The sequence below is a fragment of the Natrinema salifodinae genome (genome assembly GCF_900110455.1).
Lineage (GTDB): Archaea > Halobacteriota > Halobacteria > Halobacteriales > Natrialbaceae > Natrinema > Natrinema salifodinae.
Map to the genome: position 1 here is coordinate 306161 of NZ_FOIS01000002.1, position 17118 is coordinate 323278.

General features: G+C 65.6%; 18 protein-coding genes. 4 read left to right on the forward strand and 14 right to left on the reverse strand.

Features of this window, described 5'->3' with window-relative positions; translation table 11 throughout:
• Nucleotides 1-9: 9 nt before the first annotated feature.
• From BMY29_RS06935 to BMY29_RS06970, 8 genes are all read right to left on the reverse strand, one after another.
• Nucleotides 10-936: a CheR family methyltransferase gene (locus BMY29_RS06935; protein ID WP_049988472.1), complete on the reverse strand. Its 927-nt coding sequence runs from the start codon at nt 934-936 to the stop codon at nt 10-12.
• The gene (locus tag BMY29_RS06940) at nt 933-1448 is read right to left on the reverse strand and encodes a chemotaxis protein CheD (RefSeq protein WP_049988473.1); all 516 of its coding nucleotides are present in this window, start codon (nt 1446-1448) and stop codon (nt 933-935) included. The genes BMY29_RS06935 and BMY29_RS06940 overlap by 4 nt, the downstream gene beginning before the upstream one ends.
• On the reverse strand, nt 1445-2713 hold the full coding sequence (locus BMY29_RS06945) for a chemotaxis protein CheC (RefSeq protein WP_049988474.1): 1269 nt from the start codon (nt 2711-2713) through the stop codon (nt 1445-1447). Before BMY29_RS06945 ends, BMY29_RS06940 begins: the two co-directional genes overlap by 4 nt.
• Entirely contained in the window at nt 2710-3315 is a 606-nt protein-coding gene (locus BMY29_RS06950) for a chemotaxis protein CheC (RefSeq protein ID WP_049988475.1), read from the reverse strand. The genes BMY29_RS06945 and BMY29_RS06950 overlap by 4 nt, the downstream gene beginning before the upstream one ends.
• 34 nt (nt 3316-3349) lie before the next feature.
• Nucleotides 3350-6940: a chemotaxis protein CheA gene (locus BMY29_RS06955; protein ID WP_049988476.1), complete on the reverse strand. Its 3591-nt coding sequence runs from the start codon at nt 6938-6940 to the stop codon at nt 3350-3352.
• Nucleotides 6933-8174 carry a chemotaxis-specific protein-glutamate methyltransferase CheB gene (gene cheB / locus BMY29_RS06960; RefSeq protein WP_049988477.1) on the reverse strand — a complete coding sequence of 414 codons (1242 nt, stop codon included), beginning with the start codon at nt 8172-8174 and terminating at the stop codon, nt 6933-6935. The genes BMY29_RS06955 and cheB overlap by 8 nt, the downstream gene beginning before the upstream one ends.
• Complete coding sequence (gene cheY / locus BMY29_RS06965; RefSeq protein WP_049988478.1) at nt 8171-8533, reverse strand: chemotaxis protein CheY; 363 nt, start codon at nt 8531-8533, stop codon at nt 8171-8173. The genes cheB and cheY overlap by 4 nt, the downstream gene beginning before the upstream one ends.
• A gap of 124 nt (nt 8534-8657) precedes the next feature.
• Nucleotides 8658-9464 carry a chemotaxis protein CheW gene (locus BMY29_RS06970; protein ID WP_049988479.1) on the reverse strand — a complete coding sequence of 269 codons (807 nt, stop codon included), beginning with the start codon at nt 9462-9464 and terminating at the stop codon, nt 8658-8660.
• A 168-nt stretch (nt 9465-9632) separates the two neighbouring features.
• Here BMY29_RS06970 and BMY29_RS06975 point away from each other — a divergent pair, with 168 nt between their 5' ends.
• Complete coding sequence (locus BMY29_RS06975; protein WP_049988480.1) at nt 9633-10088, forward strand: chemotaxis protein CheW; 456 nt, start codon at nt 9633-9635, stop codon at nt 10086-10088.
• A gap of 89 nt (nt 10089-10177) precedes the next feature.
• Here BMY29_RS06975 and BMY29_RS06980 read toward each other — a convergent pair whose 3' ends face one another.
• The 3 genes from BMY29_RS06980 to tfe are packed head-to-tail and all read right to left on the reverse strand — an operon-like array spanning nt 10178 to nt 12166.
• Complete coding sequence (locus BMY29_RS06980; protein ID WP_049988481.1) at nt 10178-10957, reverse strand: DUF5803 family protein; 780 nt, start codon at nt 10955-10957, stop codon at nt 10178-10180.
• A gap of 1 nt (nt 10958) precedes the next feature.
• A complete protein-coding gene (locus BMY29_RS06985; protein ID WP_049988482.1) occupies nt 10959-11642 on the reverse strand; it encodes a DUF2110 family protein in 684 nt (227 codons plus the stop codon).
• Nucleotides 11642-12166, reverse strand: a complete 525-nt coding sequence (gene tfe, locus BMY29_RS06990; RefSeq protein WP_049988483.1) for a transcription factor E — start codon at nt 12164-12166, stop codon at nt 11642-11644. Before tfe ends, BMY29_RS06985 begins: the two co-directional genes overlap by 1 nt.
• A 144-nt stretch (nt 12167-12310) precedes the next feature.
• Here tfe and BMY29_RS06995 point away from each other — a divergent pair, with 144 nt between their 5' ends.
• Nucleotides 12311-13312: an MBL fold metallo-hydrolase gene (locus BMY29_RS06995; protein ID WP_049988484.1), complete on the forward strand. Its 1002-nt coding sequence runs from the start codon at nt 12311-12313 to the stop codon at nt 13310-13312.
• Between the two features lie 6 nt (nt 13313-13318).
• On the opposite strand, the gene BMY29_RS07000 is transcribed toward BMY29_RS06995, so the two are convergent.
• Both BMY29_RS07000 and BMY29_RS07005 read right to left on the reverse strand, forming a co-directional pair.
• Nucleotides 13319-14890, reverse strand: coding sequence for a class I adenylate-forming enzyme family protein (locus BMY29_RS07000; protein WP_049988485.1), 1572 nt, complete (start codon nt 14888-14890; stop codon nt 13319-13321).
• 102 nt (nt 14891-14992) lie between these two features.
• On the reverse strand, nt 14993-15601 hold the full coding sequence (locus BMY29_RS07005; protein ID WP_049988486.1) for a tRNA (cytidine(56)-2'-O)-methyltransferase: 609 nt from the start codon (nt 15599-15601) through the stop codon (nt 14993-14995).
• Between the two features lie 117 nt (nt 15602-15718).
• Here BMY29_RS07005 and BMY29_RS07010 point away from each other — a divergent pair, with 117 nt between their 5' ends.
• Nucleotides 15719-16195 (forward strand): cupin domain-containing protein, encoded by a 477-nt coding sequence (locus tag BMY29_RS07010; protein ID WP_049988487.1) that lies wholly within the window; start codon nt 15719-15721, stop codon nt 16193-16195.
• Between the two features lie 95 nt (nt 16196-16290).
• Nucleotides 16291-16506 (forward strand): DUF8119 family protein, encoded by a 216-nt coding sequence (locus BMY29_RS07015; protein ID WP_049988488.1) that lies wholly within the window; start codon nt 16291-16293, stop codon nt 16504-16506.
• 147 nt (nt 16507-16653) lie between these two features.
• Here BMY29_RS07015 and BMY29_RS07020 read toward each other — a convergent pair whose 3' ends face one another.
• Nucleotides 16654-17115 carry a universal stress protein gene (locus tag BMY29_RS07020; protein WP_049988489.1) on the reverse strand — a complete coding sequence of 154 codons (462 nt, stop codon included), beginning with the start codon at nt 17113-17115 and terminating at the stop codon, nt 16654-16656.
• Nucleotides 17116-17118 lie beyond the last annotated feature (3 nt).

The following is a 17118-nucleotide window of genomic DNA, read 5'->3' on the forward strand; positions in this document are numbered from 1 at the left end:
CAGCGGTCGTCAGATTTCGGAACCCGAGTTCGCGCGGCGGTCGGGCTGCCCGACGTTCGTGTCGCCCGCTTCCCGCTGGTAGATGCGCAGACGAGCCTCGCGGACGGCGAAGGCCGACTGAAGGGTGGGCGGGATCGTCTCGGCCTTGCCGATGACGAGGTAACCGTCCGGACGCATCGACTGGGCGATCGTCCCCAGCATCGACTGTTTGTGCGCGTTGTCGATGTAGATAAAGAGATTGCGACAGACGACGAGATCGAAGCCGGCCTTCGGCTCGTCGTTGATCAGGTCGTGGCGCTGAAACGTAACGGCCCGCTGAATCTCGTTTCGGATTCGGTAGGTCCGGCCGTCCACGTCGACGTAGCGGCGGTAGTCGTCGAGAAAGGACAGCTGGTCGTCTAAGTCGACGGTTCGGGATTCCTCGTAGACCCCTTTTCGGGCCGTCTCGAGCGCCGGGGTACTGATGTCGGTCCCGAGGACGTGGATTGTCGACTCGTCGATCTGGGGATCGTCGTGAGCAAGCATCGCCAGCGAGTACGGCTCCCGGCCGTCGGCACAGGCGGTGCTCCAGATGCGAACGGTGTCGGTGTTCGCGGAGAGTCGCCGGAGAACCGTCCGGATCCCCGACCAGACATCGGGGTTGCGGAAGAAACCCGTGACGTTGATACTCAACGCTTCGAGCAGCGCCTTCTGCTCGTCCGGATCGGCGCGCAGCTTCTCGAAGTACGCGCCATACGTCTCGTTTTGGGTCCGGCGCATCCGCGAGGAGACGCGCCGGTCGAGGTAGCTATCGTTGTAGTGGCTCGTCGCGAAAGCCAGTTCGTCCTCGACGAACGCAAGGAGGTCGGCGAACGCCTCGTCCCCGTCGGCGTTATCGTCACCGTTCCTGCCGTCGTTGTTCGAGCCGCTGTCGCTCGTCCTGTCGTTTCCGATCACAGTTCTTTCACTTCGTTGTCTCCGTTCGAGGTCTTCACGACGAGCGTTCCGGAACCGGGCGTGAACTCGACGGTCCGTCCGTGCTCGCCGCCGACGTCCTCGGCCTCGAGCGGCACGCCGAGTTTCTCGAGTTCCTCCTTCGCGGCGGCGATGTTTCGCTGACCGACGCCATCGCCGAAGCTCTCGAACTCGAACATGTCGCTGCCGCCGGCGATCTTCGCTTCGACGTCCGTGTAGCTGGCTCCCTGCTCGACCATCCGGCGCAACAGCGCGCGGATCGCCGTGTCGGCGTACTTCCCGGGTTTGCGGTCGCTGTTGTCCGCGGTGTCGCCGTCGGGTAACATGACGTGTGCCAATCCGCCGATCTCCGTCTGGGAATCGTACAGCGCGATGGCCAAACACGATCCAAGCCCGTAGGATTTGAGCGTGTCGTCACCGTCGCTGACGATCAGTTCGGAGATGCCGACCTGGACCGGCGTCGGTGCGCCTGGTTCGGTCCCGTAGGTCTTCATGCGTTATCGACTTCCTGGAACTCCGCCGTCGTCGGTGCCTCCTCGATCCGATCGACGTCGAGGTTGTTCAGCGCCCGTTCGAGGTCCGATTCGTCGGGGATGGTGTACACCTCGCAGTCGAATTCGCGGCCGTCGGCGACGACGACCGTGTCGAAGACGAACGCGAAGTCTTGGTTCTCTCCGAGCTGGATGATGACGGGATCGACGGCCGCGGCGCCGATGTCGTGGATGAACTCCGGCGTCGAGTGGTCGATCGTCGTGTCGAGGACGTTAGCCCAGCCGTCCAGAAATCCGCTGGCCATGATGTTGCCCAGTTCCTTGATAGCGCTCGTGCCCATCTCGCCGAAGCCGTCTTCTTCGACCTCCATAGGGACCATCGCGTCGACGACCTCGTGGGCCGACTCCTCGTCGAACAGGAAAAGGAGGTAGCCACTGGGCATGCCGTCGAACTCGAATGCGACGCCGACGAGCTTCTCGTTGGCCACCTGTTCAGGGATCGCCTCGAGCGAGACGAAGTTTAGTCGGCGGATCTCGACGCTGGTGTCGATTCCGGTCAGTGTGGTTGCGGTCTCGGCGACTTCCTCCGCGCCGCGTTCGGCCATCCGGTCGAACCCGTCTAACTTGTCGTACGCGATTCCCTCGCTGGCGCGCAACCGTTCGAGGAGCTTCGCCATCGACTCCCGTTTCGGGAAGAGATAGTGGCTGAATCCGACCTCGGTACCGACGGTCTCGATCCGACTCTGAAAGAGCAAGGCGAGGTCGTCGTCGGCCGGCGCTTCGTCGATCTCACCGAAGAACGGATCGGCGGACTGGCCCTCGACGAGCTCGGGTGTCGAGACGTCGATGACCGCCTCGAGGACGTCGGCCCAGCCGTCGATGAAGCCGCTGTTCATGATGTGGCCGACCTCGGTCGCGGCACTCTCGGTCATCGCATCGAACTCGTCGGGATCGCTCACGTCGGTGTCGATATCCGCGTCAGGACCGGCCTCCGCGAGCAGTGTTTCGACGATCTGGAAGGCGTTCTCGCGCTCGAAGACGACGACCGAGTAGCCCTCGATCGCGCCGGTCAGCTTGACGCGAACGCCGACCTTCTCCGTCGAGTTCTCGAAGTCGCGCTGGATCTCGCGGCCGCGCATGAAGTTGAGTTTCGTCACGCCCACCTGGGTCTCGACGCCCATCATGTGGGTCAGCCGGCCCGCCGCGAGCCCGGCGCCTTCGCGAGCCATCTCGTAGAACGTACCGAGTGCGTTGACGTCGAGTTTCATGCAGTCTGGACTTCGATACCGTTGACCATTTCCACGAACTCCGCTAAGTCTGGGAAGGCGTAGATCTCGGCCTCGATCTGGTAGCTCGGCACGGCCAGATCCGAATCGAAGAACAACGCGAGGTCGTCACCGCCGAGGTTGGCCGTCCGGGTGACGATGTCTCCGGTCGGCGCGTAGACGAGTTGGGGCGCGGCGATGTCGATCGCGCGTCCGAGCACGTCGGCCCAGCCGTCGATGAAGCCGCTGGCCATCATGTTGCCCATCTCTTCGACGGCGCTACGGGCCATCTTGCCCGAGACGTCGCCCATGTCGTCGACGACGTCGCGGAGCATGATCGCCGTGATTTTCTTCGCGCTCGCCTCGGGGAAGAGGATGAGGATGTGCCCGTGGGGTTCGTCCAGCAGTCGGACGCGGACGCCGACCCGCTTCCCGCCGTCGACCTGCGACTCGATGTCGTCGACGTCGATGAAGTTGGTCTTGGTCACCTCCATCTGGGCGTCCTCGCCGGTCAGTTTGCCCATGTTGTCGGCGACGCCGTTCGTCCCGACCTTCGCCATCTCGTTTATGAAACTCAGCTTCCGAATATCAACCATCATCGTCATAGGTTTCTCCGTAGGATTGGGTGTTCGCGTTCGTTCATAGTGTCGTCACGTCCAGAATGTTGACTACCTCTCCCCGTCCTCGAACCGTCGCACCGCTGAGTCCCGGAATACCGCTCATGAAGCCCTCGAAGGGCTTGACAACGACTTCCTGCTGCCCGCGGACGTGATCGCAGCGGAGGGCGACCTCGCGAACCTCGTCACGGATGCGGACGACCATTCCGTTGTCGTCGGCGGCGGGGGCCGGCGTCTCGAGGACGTCGGCCAGCGAGATTACGGGGTAGTCGCCGTCCTCGCTCGGGAGGACGGACTCGCCGTCGACCGTCTCGATCGCGTCCGCGGACTCGACGTCGAGGATGGCTTTCGTCGGTAGGCCGAACTCCTCGCCGCCGCACTCGACGAACAGGATCTCGTCGATCGCGACCGTCACGGGGAGTTCCATCGTGACGGTCGTTCCCTCGTCCGGGTCGCTGTCGATCGCGACCGTTCCGTCTAAGTCCTCGATCGTCCGCTTGACGACGTCCATCCCGACGCCGCGACCGCTGACGTCGGTCACCTCCTCGGCCGTCGAGAACCCGGGGTGGAAGATGAGTTCGTACGCCTCCTCGTCGGCCAGCGCGGCCGCCTCGTCCTCGTCGAGGACGTCGGCCGCGACCGCCTCGGACCGGAGCTGATCGGCGTCGAGTCCGTTCCCGTCGTCTTCGACCGTGATCGTCACGCGGTCGCGCGAGCGGTCGGCGCGGACCTCGACGGCCCCCTCGCGGGGCTTGCCGGCCGCCTCGCGCGCGTCCGGCGATTCGATCCCGTGGTCGACCGCGTTCCGGACCAAGTGAATCAGCGGATCGCCGATCCGATCGAGGATACTCCGGTCGAGTTCGACGTCCTCGCCGGTCATCTCGAAGGCGACCTCCTTGTCCTGATCGCGGGCGATGTCGCGGACGACCCGCGGTAGGCGGTTGGTCACCGTCTGGAGCGGCACCAGGCGGATGTCCATGACCGTCTCCTGGAGGTCGGTCGTCAGGTCCGACAGCGCGTCGATCTCCTCGTCGAGGGCCGACCCGGTTCCGTCGTCGTCGGCCGCGTGGCGGAGCCGAACGCGGCTCGTCACCAGGCCCTCAACGAGGGTCAGCAGCGAGTCGATCTGTTCGACGTCGACACGGACCGACTGGATCTCATCGGTCTCGGCGTCGGCGTCCGGCTGATCGGGCGTTGCTGGGATGGTGGCGTCGGGAATCTCGAAGTCGGGTTCGTCGACGATCCGGACGACGTCGGCGTCCGTCTCCGACGCCGACCCGGCTGACTCGTCGTCGAACGACGCTGCAGACGACATCTCCGAGTCTGGATCGGTCGCGTCGGCGACCGCGTCCGTCTCGGCAGACGTATCGAAGCCGGCATCGGCGGTATCGAACTCGGCCGTATCGGCGAACGCCTCGTCGTCGAGGCCGTAGTCCGAGTCGTTGAACTCGTCCTCGTCGGTCACATCTGCGTCGAGATCCGTCGTGACGTCATCGAACGACGTCTCGTCGAACTGCTCGTCGAACGGGTCCTCGTCGTCGGCCGATCCGAGGTCGTCGTCGAACGACGCCGTCGAATCGAAGTCGGCCGCGACGTCCTCGCCGAACGAGTCGTCGTCGACGTCGTCGGCCTGGTCCGGTGACTCGGACTCGGTTAGCTCGTCGGTTTCATCGCGGTTGTCCGGGTCATCAGACTCGTCCGGTTCGTCGGCTTCAACGCGGTCGTCCGGTTCGTCGGATTCGGACGGTTCGTCTGTCTCAACGTCGTCGCCTGGTTCGTCGGGCTCGGCCGGTTCGTCGGCTTCAACGCGGCCGTCTGATTCATCAGATTCGTCCAGTTGGTCGGTCTCGACGGGTTCGTCGGCTTCAACGCGGTTATCCGGTTCGCCGGACTCGTCCGGTTCGTCGGCGTCACCAGGCTGGTCAGCTTCGCGGGCCGTCTCCGCATCGTCAGCGGTATCGATCCCAGTCTCGGCGTCATCGGATGCAGTATCGCTCGCTGCGCTCGCGGACGTGTCGTCGATTGCGTCCGCGTCAGCGGCGTCGGCGACTGCTCCGTCAGTGGACGCCTCGTCTCCGGCGGGAGTCGTACCGACGGAATCGTCATTCGGCGCTGTAGACGACGCGTCGACCGGGGTCGCGTCGGGTTCCGGTCCGTCCTCGTCGGTCGAGATAGTGTCGTCCCCGTCCTCGTCGATCGAAGCGGTATCGTCCCCGTTCGAGTGATCGGCGGCGGCTGCGTCTCCGGTCGCCTGGTCCCGATCCTGTTCCTGGGCACGGTCCGCATCCGTATCGGACTCCGAGTCTGAGTCCGCGTCGACCAGCATGTCGTCGATCTCGTCGTCGGACGGGTCCTCGCTTTCGAGGAACGACTCGTCCGCGAACTCCTCGGCGTCGTCGCCGAGGAGTTCGTCCATTCCGACTTCCTCCTCGTCGTCGAACTCGTCGAACTCGAGTTCCGCCAGTTCGTCCTGGAGCTCGTCGAAGCCGACCATTTCGACCTCGTCTTTGAGCTCGTTGAAGACCGCACTGGCGTCGTCGACCTCGTCCTCGTCGCTCGACTGAGGGCCGTCCGTATCGGCGTCCGTCGGCTCGCTCGCGGCCGCCTGGTCGTCGTCGAGGGCGTCGGAATCGAGCGGCGGTTCGCCGGGATCGTCCTGAAGTTCGGCGACGTCGTCCTCGTCCAACAGGTCGTCGAACGAGCCGGCCTCGCCCATGTCCTCGAAGGCGCCGAGTTCGTCGTCCTCGACGTCCTCGACCATCTCGTCTAAGTCGTCGAACTCGTCGAACTCGTCGAGCAGTTCGTCGACCTCGAGGTCCTGTGCCTCTTCGGACGAGATGTCGTCGGCGGGTTCGGCCGCGGCCGCCGGGGCCGCGTGCGTCTCGTCGGTCTCGAACCGATCGGAGACGTTGACGATCTCGAAGTCGGCCACCTCTTCGACCGGTTCGAGGCCGGAGGCGATCGCGGCTTCGCCGACCGCGGTGGCGAAGACGGCGTCGAACTGCCCGTCGTAGTCAGCGGCGTCGATACGGTCTTGGGACGGGACGGTGCCGATCAGATCGAACGCGTCGATCAACGCGTCGACGACCAGCGTCCCGTTGTTGACGCCCGCTTCGTCGGCGATCGCGAGCCGCGTGAGATAGGCGTCGTGGCCCTCGTCGGCCGGCGGGTCGAACTGCGAACAGATCGCGTCGATCTCGTCCGCCGTGGGCGCGTCGATACCGGCCGACGCGGTCTCGGCGCGGTCCAGATAGTTTTGGAGCGCGTCGATAGTCGCCGACGGATCGGTCTCGATGTCACCGGTCGCGGCGACCTCGTCGACCATCGTCTCGAGTTCGTCGACGGCGTCGAAGACGATGTCCATCAACTCCGGGGTCACGTCGATGTCGCCCGAACGGACGGCGTCGAGGAGTCCCTCGATCGCGTGGGCGAGGTCGCTGGCGGAGTCCAGCCCCATCGCCCCGCAGTTGCCCTTGAGGGTGTGCGCGATCCGGAAGATGTTCTCCATCGCGTCCTCGTCGTCCGGATCGCGCTCGAGCGTGAGCAAGGCGTTGTTCAGTTCCGTAATCCGTTCTTCGCTCTCCTGAACGAAGTCTGTCAGATAATCAGTCATCGGTCTCACCGTCCGTCGTGAACGCGTCGACGATCGCGTCGGCGATGCCGGTCGCCGACGCGATCGTATCGACGCGGCCCGTCTGGATCGCCTGACAGGGGATGCCAAAGACCGGACTCGTCGCTTCGTCCTGGGCGATCGTGTGACCGCCCGCGTCCTTGATCGCCTCGATTCCGGCCGCTCCGTCGCGGCCCATACCGGTCAAGACGACGCCACAGAGCGCGTCGGAGACCCGGTCGGCGGCGCTTTGCATCGTCACGTCGATCGCCGGTCGCACGCCGTGAACCCGTTCGCCGTCGTCGAGTTCCAGCCGGAGTCGGCCGTTGACGTTGCTCACCACCTCGAGGTGAGCGTCGCCTGGCGCGACCGCGGCCTGGCCGGGCACGAGGCGATCGCGGTCCGCGGCCTCGCTGACGTCGTACGCGCTGCGCGCGTCGAGTCGATCGGCGAACCGCGCCGTAAAGCCCGACGGCATGTGCTGGACGACCAGCACCTTCGCACCGAGGGCGAGCGGAAGCCGTTCGAACAGGCGCTCGACGATCTTCGGTCCGCCGGTCGACGCGCCGAGGACGATCGTCGGCGCGTCGGCGCGCTCGCCGTCGACGGTTGGCGGAGACGCCTTCTCGTCGAATTCGACGTCGGCACCGGCGCCGATCTCCGGCGTGTTCGGCCCGGTCGTTCCGCGGTCGACGGATACTTGGGTCCGAACGTCGGAGCCGCCGGCGACGGCGTTCCCGGCGGCGGTTCCGCGTTCCGGGTTGGAGGCAGAAGCAGCGGCGGAGACAGCGGACGATCGCGTCGCGTAGGCCGTCGCAGCGGCACGTGCAAGCGCCACCGATGACACCTCGGCCTCGGCGAGTTCGTCGACCTTCGCGACCACCTCGTCGGTGAGGTGAGCGATGTTCCGCGAGTCGGAGCCGTCGGGCTTGTGGATGAAGTCCACTGCCCCTCGCTCGATGGCGTCGAGCGTCGCCTCCGCGCCGCGCTCGGTATGAACGCTGAGCATAAGAATCGCGGTCGGATTCGTCGTCATGATTCGCTCGACGGCGTCGATTCCGCCCAGTTCGGGCATCTCGACGTCCATCGTCACGACGTCCGGCTCGAACGTGCCGGCGAGTTCAACGCCCTTCGTGCCGTTCGCGGCGGTTTCGACGTCGTAGCCGGCGTCAGTGAGCGCGTTGCCGAGGACTGTCCGCATAAACTGCGAGTCGTCGACAACGAGTACCCGCGTCATGCCGCGACGACGTCTGAGAGGGCCTTTCTGACGCTGGGTTCTTCGAACGGTTTGGTAACGTAGCCGTCCGCACCAGCCTTCACGGCGAGTTTCATTTTCTCACGCTGCCCGACGCTCGTACACATGATGACGCTGGCGTCCGGATCGATCTTTTTGATCGCTGCGGTCGCCTTGATGCCGTTGCATTTCGGCATCACGATGTCCATCATAACGATATCGGGTTCGAATTCTTTGTACAGTTTCACGGCTTCAGCGCCGTTGGACGCCTCTCCGAGGATGCGGTAATCTTGTTCCAGAATTTGACGTAGGAGATTCCGCATAAAATGAGAGTCGTCCACGATGAGCACCCCTGTCGACATTCACTAGTACACCAAATTCCCGTAGCGATACAACTACCATAAATGCTGTCTCCCGGTTATCAGACGTGATAACCGTTGCAGCCGCGCCGAACCCCGAATAATCTGTGACCGGTCGCAGCGATCGTCAGGCCTGGCCGACGGCCAGCAGGAGCCGGTCGACGTCGACCACCGCGGTCGCATCGACGACGAGTTCCGTCGGCGAGTCGTCGGTCTCCGTCTCGTCCGGTTGGGCATCGTCGTCCTCGATCGGTTCGATCTCGAACGCTTCGCCAATCGAATCGCCGCTGGAGCCGGCCGCACCGCCCGCGCCGCGCGTCGACGACAGCCCTGCGGAGCCGCGCGTCCCGGCACCGAACTCGCCTCCGGTCACCGAATTCGACTCCGGCTCGTCCGTCACAACGCTGTCGGCGTCTGCACGGGGATCCCGTCCCTGCTTCCGTTTCCGCTCTTGCGTGACGAGCGCGGCGACGAGCGGGTGGTCGAGGGCGTCCCCGGAGAGGTCGTCGTGGTCGGACGCGTCGTCGATGACGTTCCGTTCCGGAACTGTCTCGACGCTGAGCACGGTGTCGACTCGGATCGCGGCCGACTGCTGATCGTTCGGCCGATCGAGGACGAGGAGTCGCTCGCGTTTCGATCGCGATTCCGACACCGGAAAGTGGACGCTGGGATCGATGACTGCGGTGATCTCCCCTCGGAGGTCCATCAGCCCCTCGATGGCGGACGGCGCACGCGGCACGCGTGTTAGTTCGTCCGCCGGTTCGGTGATCGTCCTGACCGCGTCGACCGGGAGGGCGAGCCGGTGTTCGCCAACTGCGGCGAAGACGAACCGAACGAGGTCTTCCTGTTTTCCTTCCTCGCCGCCCGAATTGCGATTTCGGTCGGGGTCGTCGGTATCGATTCCGAGGAGCTTCTCCGAGAGGTCCGGGGCCATGGTCTCGTTCGTGTATCTGGTTCCTCCAATAAAACGTTGACTCCACCGTGTCTATCAGCGTGTCGAACAGGTTCGAAATCCAATAGATACCGCATTCGGTGTCCGTCCAGCGACTACTATTCGCCGATCCGGAACGTTTATTTTCCGACTGGTCGTCCGTCAGACGGAATGGGACCGGCCTCGAACGACTCCGGTACCGACGAGCGCGTCACCGTGCTCACGTTCGACCTCGAGGAGCAGCGGTACTGCGTCAGGGCCGAGTCGGTCGCCTCCGTCCTCTCGCTCACGGACGACGCCCCGCTTGCCGATGCCAGCGATCCGTGGGACGCGGGCACGACCGCCGTCGCCGGCGAACGGGTCCGGATCGTCGATCTCCCACGGGCGTTCGGCTCGACGCTCCGGACGGCGGCCCGCGTCGACGAACCGAAACTCCTCGTCTTCGACGCCACCGACGACGACGGCCGCTACTACGCCTGGCTGGTCGACGACGTCGACGTGACCAGAACCGTCAGGACGGCCGTCCTCGAACCGCCGACCGTCCGGACGACGTACGTCAAGGGAGAACTCGAACTCGACGGGGCGGCGGTCGTCTGGCTCGACGAACGGACGATCCACGAGTCGTAACGCCCGTAATCGTCGTCGTCACCCTCGCGTCTCACGTTCGAAAAATCGGGAGCGACGACTCCGTCGCGGAGTCCGGTCCGGGCGGTCGGCTACCGGAGGCCTGGCGGGGGACCGCCGTCCGAATCGTCGTCCACGTCGACGTCGACGCCGAACTCCTCGCGTTGCTCTCGGAGTCGCTTGACCTGCCGATAGTAGTAGGCGACTCCGACCCCGCCGAGCAGGAAGACTGTCCCGACGAGCCCGAGGAACAGCGGGATGTCCCGCGTGAGGTAGTACCGCAGCGAGATCGTGTCGTCGGTGTCGAGGTCGTCCCAGCGGAGTCGCTCCTGCCCGTCGACGACCTCGCGCTCGTACCCGTTCGGCGAGACGTCTCCGAACAGGAAGTTCGATGTCCGATGGCCTTCGGGGATCGTCACCTCGTGGGATCCCTGAACGTAGACCGGCAGACGGAACGTCTTGCGGCCGGTTTCGCCCGAAAACGCGAGCGTGCCGTTCTCGTCGGGAACGTGCACGGTTGTCTCGGAGCGGCCCTGTTCGATGTCGAGTTCCGACCCCGTCATCTCGGTCCCGTTGGGATACCAGTAGCGGACGCTGTAGATCTCTAAGGGTTCGTCGCGATAGATCGTCGATCGATACAGCGAGAGTTCCTGCGTGCCGTCGAGGTCGTAGACTGCTCGGTACTCGCCGCCGTCGATCAGGCTGCCGTCCTCGACGTCGATGGCGACGTCGGCCTCGCTGTCGCGCAGGTCGTCGTACTCCTGCTCGCGGTCGAGTTGCTCGTCGGAGATACCGCCGAAAAACGCCGTACAACCCGCTACCGTCGCGAGTAGCGCAATCGCGATCGTCGCGAGAACGAGCCGCCGGTTCATGTTAGGGAACGACACAGCGGAGTTCGGCCGGGAGGTACTCGCCGACGCTGGCGAGCAGTCCCGGCGGATCGGTGCCCTCGGTACAGATGACGCTCTGTTCGAGCAGGCCGAGTCGCTCGACGGTGACGTAGTCCTGGGCGTGGCCCGCGCGGTTGAGCGTCGCCCGGACCTCCGCCCGGGTTGCGCTGTTGACGTTGAGCCGGCCGGCACCGCGGGTCCACTCGTAGAGGCGGTCGCGCTCGTCGTCGGCGAGTCGGGACGGCTCCTCGCCGTCACCGTCGCCGCCGTACACGAACCGCAACGGCACGTGCTGGACCAGGCCGTACCGCTCGCGGATCTGCGTTGGCGATCCGGGTCCGAGACCGAGTTCGTCGGCCGGAATTCGGACTTGCTGGCCGGCGTCGAGGACGACCCCCTCGGCGTCCCACGACTCGAGCGTGCCGACGTAGGTTTCGCCCGGTTCGAGGTCGGGGACGATCTCGCCGAACTCCTCGCGGAGGACGTTGCGCGCGACGGTGGCGTCGTCGCCCTCGATCGTCACTGACGGGAAGTCGTCGTGGCGGACGCCGAGTTCGAACGCGACGTCCAGGTCGCCGATCTCGTTGTCGACCAGCGAGCGCAGCGAATCGAGCGCCCGCTCGCGGGCGTCACCGTCGACGTAAAGCTTGGTTGCGAGTACGACCATTAGGCGTCCGCGTCGATGTTGAGTTCGTCCTCGAGTGCGTCGAGGCGGTCGTCCATCGCGTTGACCAGGCGGTCGTTGTCCATCGATTCCAGCGGCGAGCCGCACTCGGGACACTCGAAGCCGAAGTCCATGGCTTCGCCGAACTCGAATCGGATGGAGCAGATCTCACAGAGGTAGAACTCGTGGTTTCGTTCGTACTCCTGGCGGTCCTCGAGGGCGTCGTAGAGGCGGTACATCTCCTCTTCTAGGTTCTCCGGGATGTTGTCGTACTCGAAGGTCCAGAGGTAGGTCAGCCACCCTGAGTCCTCGTCGCGCAGCCGGCGGTAGCTGGCGAGGTCGTTCTCGTAGAGAATGAACAGCGCCCGCCGGACGTCGTTCAACTCGAGGTCGAGCTCCTCCGCGAGTTCCTCGTCGGTCACTTCCCCGTCCGGCGGCGCCGCCGCGACGGGCATCCCCTTGGGACCGACCAGCTCGTGCAAATATTTCTGGATCACCGGGTCCTCGAGCAGGTCCTCAAAAGCCATTACCTACGTGTAACGGCATGCCGCCATTAAGTCTTTTGAGACGCCGAACGCGGCAGTGCTCGACCGCCGACGGCGGCAGTACAAAGCGGTCGCGCCGGTCCGCAGACGCGACGTTTATGTCGGTCGATAGCACGTATCGGGACGATGACGACCGACCCCGCTTGCGGAACCGTTCCAGACGACCGCGCTCGCTCGCGGATCCACCGCCTCGAGTTCGACGTCTCCTGGCCGCCGAAACACGCCGCCGCCTACCTCATCGAAGGGCCGGAGCCGATCCTGGTCGACGCGGGCGCGCCGGCCGACGCGGGCCGGACGGAACTCCGCGAGGGACTCGCGGCGGTCGGCTACGAGCCGGCCGATATCGCTCACGTGATCATCACGCACGTCCACAGCGACCACGTCGGCCAACTGCCGACTCTCCGGGAGGCCGGTGCGACGGTCCACGTTTCGAGCGCGGCGCTGCCGCGCCTCGAACGCGATCCCGACGCGGTCGAACCCGAAGTCAGGAAGACGGCGAAGTCGGCGGGCTACCGCGGCGACGATCTCGAGGCGGTCGTCGCCGCCGAACTCGACTCACTGGCGCGAGACCGTCGCCTGGTCGATCCCGAGAGCGTCCGGCCCATCGATCCCGCAGCGCCGTTCACCGTCGGCGGTCGGGAGTTCCGAGCCGTCGAGACGCCCGGCCACGAGATCGATCACCTGTGTTTCGAGACGACGATCGAGGGGACGACGGTGCTCTTCGCGGGCGACGCGCTCATCGAGCCGTTTCGGGCCGGGGCCTTCCAGGTCGGATTCGAGCCCGGCGCCTACCGGGCCGTCGACGAGTACTATCGAGCTATGGACCGCCTGGCGGAAACGACAGCGACGTACGTCTGTCCCGGACACGGCCCCGAATTCGAAGATCCCCGCGGGGTCGTGGAGACGACGCGGGACCGTCTGGACGCGCTGCTCGCGGAGACGTGGACGGCGCTGGAAGCGATCGAACCCGCGACGCCCCTCCAAATCGCCGAACAGCGGGTCGGGGAGGTCCGGTATCACGCGCCGGTGCTCGACACGCTGGGTGCGCTCGGGACGCTCGAAAACCGGGGGATGGTCGCCATCGAGACCGAGACTGGGTCCGGAGTCCGATACTACGAAACGACGTGACGACGATCACGCGTCGTCTCCTTCGAGTTTGTACTTCTGGACCTTCCCCGAGGTCGTCCGCGGGAGTTCGTCGACGAACTCGATCTCCCGGGGGTGTTTGTACTCGGCGACCTCGGCCAGGCAGAACTCCGTGAGCTCCGTCGTCGTAACGTCGCTCCCGGGTTCGACGTCCGCGGCCGGAACCGCGTAGGCTTTCGGCACCTCGTTGCGCCGCTCGTCCGGAATCCCGACGACGGCGGCGTCCGCGACGGCCTCGTGGTCGCGCAGCAGTTCCTCGAGTTCGCTGGGATAGACGTTGTACCCGGCGCTCACGATGACGTGTTTCTTCCGATCGACGATCTCGTAGTAGTTGCGCTCGTCACGACGGGCGATATCACCGGTCCGGAAGTAGCCGTTTTCGGTGAACACCGCGTCGGTGGCGTCCGGCATCCCGTGGTAGCCCGCCATCACCTGGGGACCCCGGACGAGCAGTTCGCCCGTCTCGCCAGGCGGGACCTCCTCGCCGGAGTCGTCGACGATCTTGCAGTCGGTCATCCGGAGCGGCTGGCCGATCGTGCCGTGTCGCAGCCCGAAGGTGGAGCCGCTCTGGGTGTGGGTCGCGCCGTGGGTTTCGGTGAGGCCGTACCCCTCCGAGATGTCGACGCCGGCGGTCTCCTCGAACCGCTCTTGGACGGCCCGTGAGAGCTTCGCGCCGCCCTCGGTGGCCGACTCGAGGCTGGTGAGGTCGTACTCGCCGAAGTCGTCGGCGTCGACCATGTCCGCGTACATCGTCGTCACGCCGACGAAGTGGGTGATTTCCTCCTCCTCGACGAGTCGCAGACACTCCCCGGCGTCCCACTCGAGCGCGCTGCGGAAGTAGAGTCGGCCGCCGCCGACCAGCGGCTGGAGAGCGGTGTGAGTGAAGCCGGTGATGTGGTACAGCGGGAGCCAGATGAGGCTGCGGATCTCCTCGGGTTCGACGTCGACGTTCGACGCGGTCAGCGCCCACAGCAGTTGCGCCCGCGTATTGCGGTGGGTGAGCCGGACCCCCTTCGGATCGCCGGTCGTCCCCGAGGTGTAGGGCAATAGCGCCACGTCGTCGTCCGCGCGGTCGACCAGCGTCGGCGCGCCCCGCAGGTCCTCGAACGCCAACTCGTCCCGATCCCGGTCCTCGCTTCCGACGGTGATCACCGCGGGATCCATGTCGGCGTCTTCGCACGCCTGGTCGACGACCTCGCGGAGCGCCGGGTGGGTGACGACCGCGCTCGCGTCCGTGTCTTCGAGCTGGTAGGCCACCTCGCGGCGCTTGTACTGGGGATTCACCGGCGAGATCACGACGCCGGCCTTGAACGCGCCGATCGAGGCGATCAGGAACTGCGGACAGTTCGGCAGAAAGAGCAGCATGCGATCGCCCGGTTCGAGCCCGAGATCGTGGAGACCACCGGCGACGGCCGCCGTCCAGTCGCGTACCTCCGCGTGGGTCCAGCCGGTTCCGTAGTGCTCCATCGCTCGGGCGTCCCCGTGCTCAGCTGCCGCCTGGTCGAACAGTTTCGCGACGTTCCCGGTCCGTGCGGACGGATCGATCGCTTCCAAGTCCATGAGTCACGATAACAACAAACTCTCTTAAAGTGTTTCCGCGCGATTACCTCGCCCGTAAATCGTCTCGAAAACGTTTGTTCGTCGGCCGACGGGTGACGACGTTTACTTCGCGTCCGAATCGGCATCGGCGTCCGCGTCGGCCGCGTCGGCTGACTCGGCCGATTCGACGCGCTTGCCGGTCTCCATGGGGATCACCGTCCGATCGGCGTCGTCCCACTCCCGCTCGAGTTCGCGGCCCTCGAAGAGTCGATCCAGAAAGACCGCGAGCCCGGCGACCTCGGAGTGGGGCTGGTTGGTGACGCCGACGTTCCAGTCGGCTTCCTCGTAGACGTCGAAGGAGACCTTCTCGGAGCCGACGACGAGCAGGAGCGGCTCACCATCTTCGTCCCCATCTCCGTCCGTCGAGCGGGCGGCTCGGATCTCGCCTTCTACGTCCTGAACGCGTTCGCCGTACATGGTCAAGTGGACGACTCGCCCCTCCCAGTTCCGGATGACCGCGTGGGGGGAGTCGGTGAGTTCGGCTTCGAAGGGGCCGCCGAATCGGTCGGTGATGTCCGAAACGGTCTCGAGGGACTGAGCGGCGTTGTCGGGAAAGAGGACGCGGTCGGCACCCAGAGCCCGCGCCGTCAGGCCGACGTGGGTCGTCATCCGGTCGTCCCGCCCGGGTCGGTGGCCGAGCCGGAGAACGGCGACCTCGGGTTCGTCGTGCATACGGAACGCCACTCCCGGACGAGGTTAGGGGGTTTCGTTTTCGGGCGAGCGCCGGCGGCGACCGGCCCCGATCGGGTCGTCCGACGCTATTTATCGGGGTGGGTGGTACTAGGTCGCATGGAGAAAGTCAACGAAACCGCCGTCGACTGGCGGGAGTACGATCGCGGGGAAACGGCGTTCCGCCGCAAGGAACTCTCGAACGCCGTCGGCGCCGCCGACCTGGGCTGTAGCCTCTACGAACTGCCGCCAGGCATGCGATCGTGGCCCTATCACTACCACACCGCCAACGAGGAGGCGCTGTACGTGCTGGCCGGCGACGGCCAACTCCGGACCGAGGACGGCCCCGAGCCGCTGACGGCAGGCGACTACGTCTCCCTGCCGGCCGACGCCAGCGGCGGCCACCGGGTCGTCAACGACGGCGAGGACCCGCTCCGGTACCTCGCGATCTCGACGATGAACGACCCAGACGTCACGATCTACCCGGAGATGGGCACGTTCGGCGTCTTCGTCGGCGCGCCGCCAGGCGGGCGCGACGAGCGATCGTTCCACGGCTACTACCGAATCGACGACGAGACCGGTTACTGGAACGAGTGAGGGGACGGGCGAGCGCCGATAGGCTTTTTCCCGGTCCTGCGAAAGATTCGCACGATGATCGAGGCAGACGCCGAGCACGGGCGGGTGATCGCGCGATGACGGGGGTTTGCGAGTGGCTCGAGACCGCTCGCGAGGAGCGGTGGGGGATCCTAACCGACCTGGCGTTCGCGGTCGTCTGGGTGACGCTCGTCGAACTCATCTTCGGCCTGTTCGGCGGACCGACCTGGGCGTACTACATGTTCATGCTCGCCGGGATCGCCGCCTACTTCGGGTTCTTCGCGAGCCTGAAGCTGGCGGAGTCACAGCGGTAGGGGCAGGCGCGAGAGCGCTTGTGCGGCCGACGCCGACGGGCGGTCGTCAAAGTGAAGCGCCTGGCTGATCGCGCGGTCGATCGGTCGGCGAACGGCGGAGAAGAACGGAGCAGAGCGGATCGTATCGCGGGCACGAATCGGCGTCCGTTAGTCGGACTCGTCCGCCTCGACGACGAGGACCGGCACGTGGGTCGACCGGAGCGTCCGTTCGGTGACGCTGCCGAGCAGCGCCCGTTTGACGCCCGAGCGGCCGTGGGATCCCATGACGACGAGATCGATCCCGTTGTCCTCGACGTAGGTGGCGATCTGGGAGTGGGGTTTCCCGGCCGAGACGTATTCGACCACCTCGAGTCCCCGTTCGGCCGCGCGATCGGCCACGTAGCTGGTCGCGCGATCGGCACGGTCCCGCACCTCGTCCATCTCGTCGTAGTGGCCCTGTTCGATACGGTCGACCTGTTCGGCACCGAGGCTGAGGCTCATCGAGTCGGTATCGACCACGTACAGGGTGTGGACGTCGGCCCCGTATTGCTCGGCGAGATCGATCGCGTGTTCGACTGCTAGCTCGGCTGTTTCGCTACCGTCCGTGGGAACGAGTATTCGTTCGTACATGGA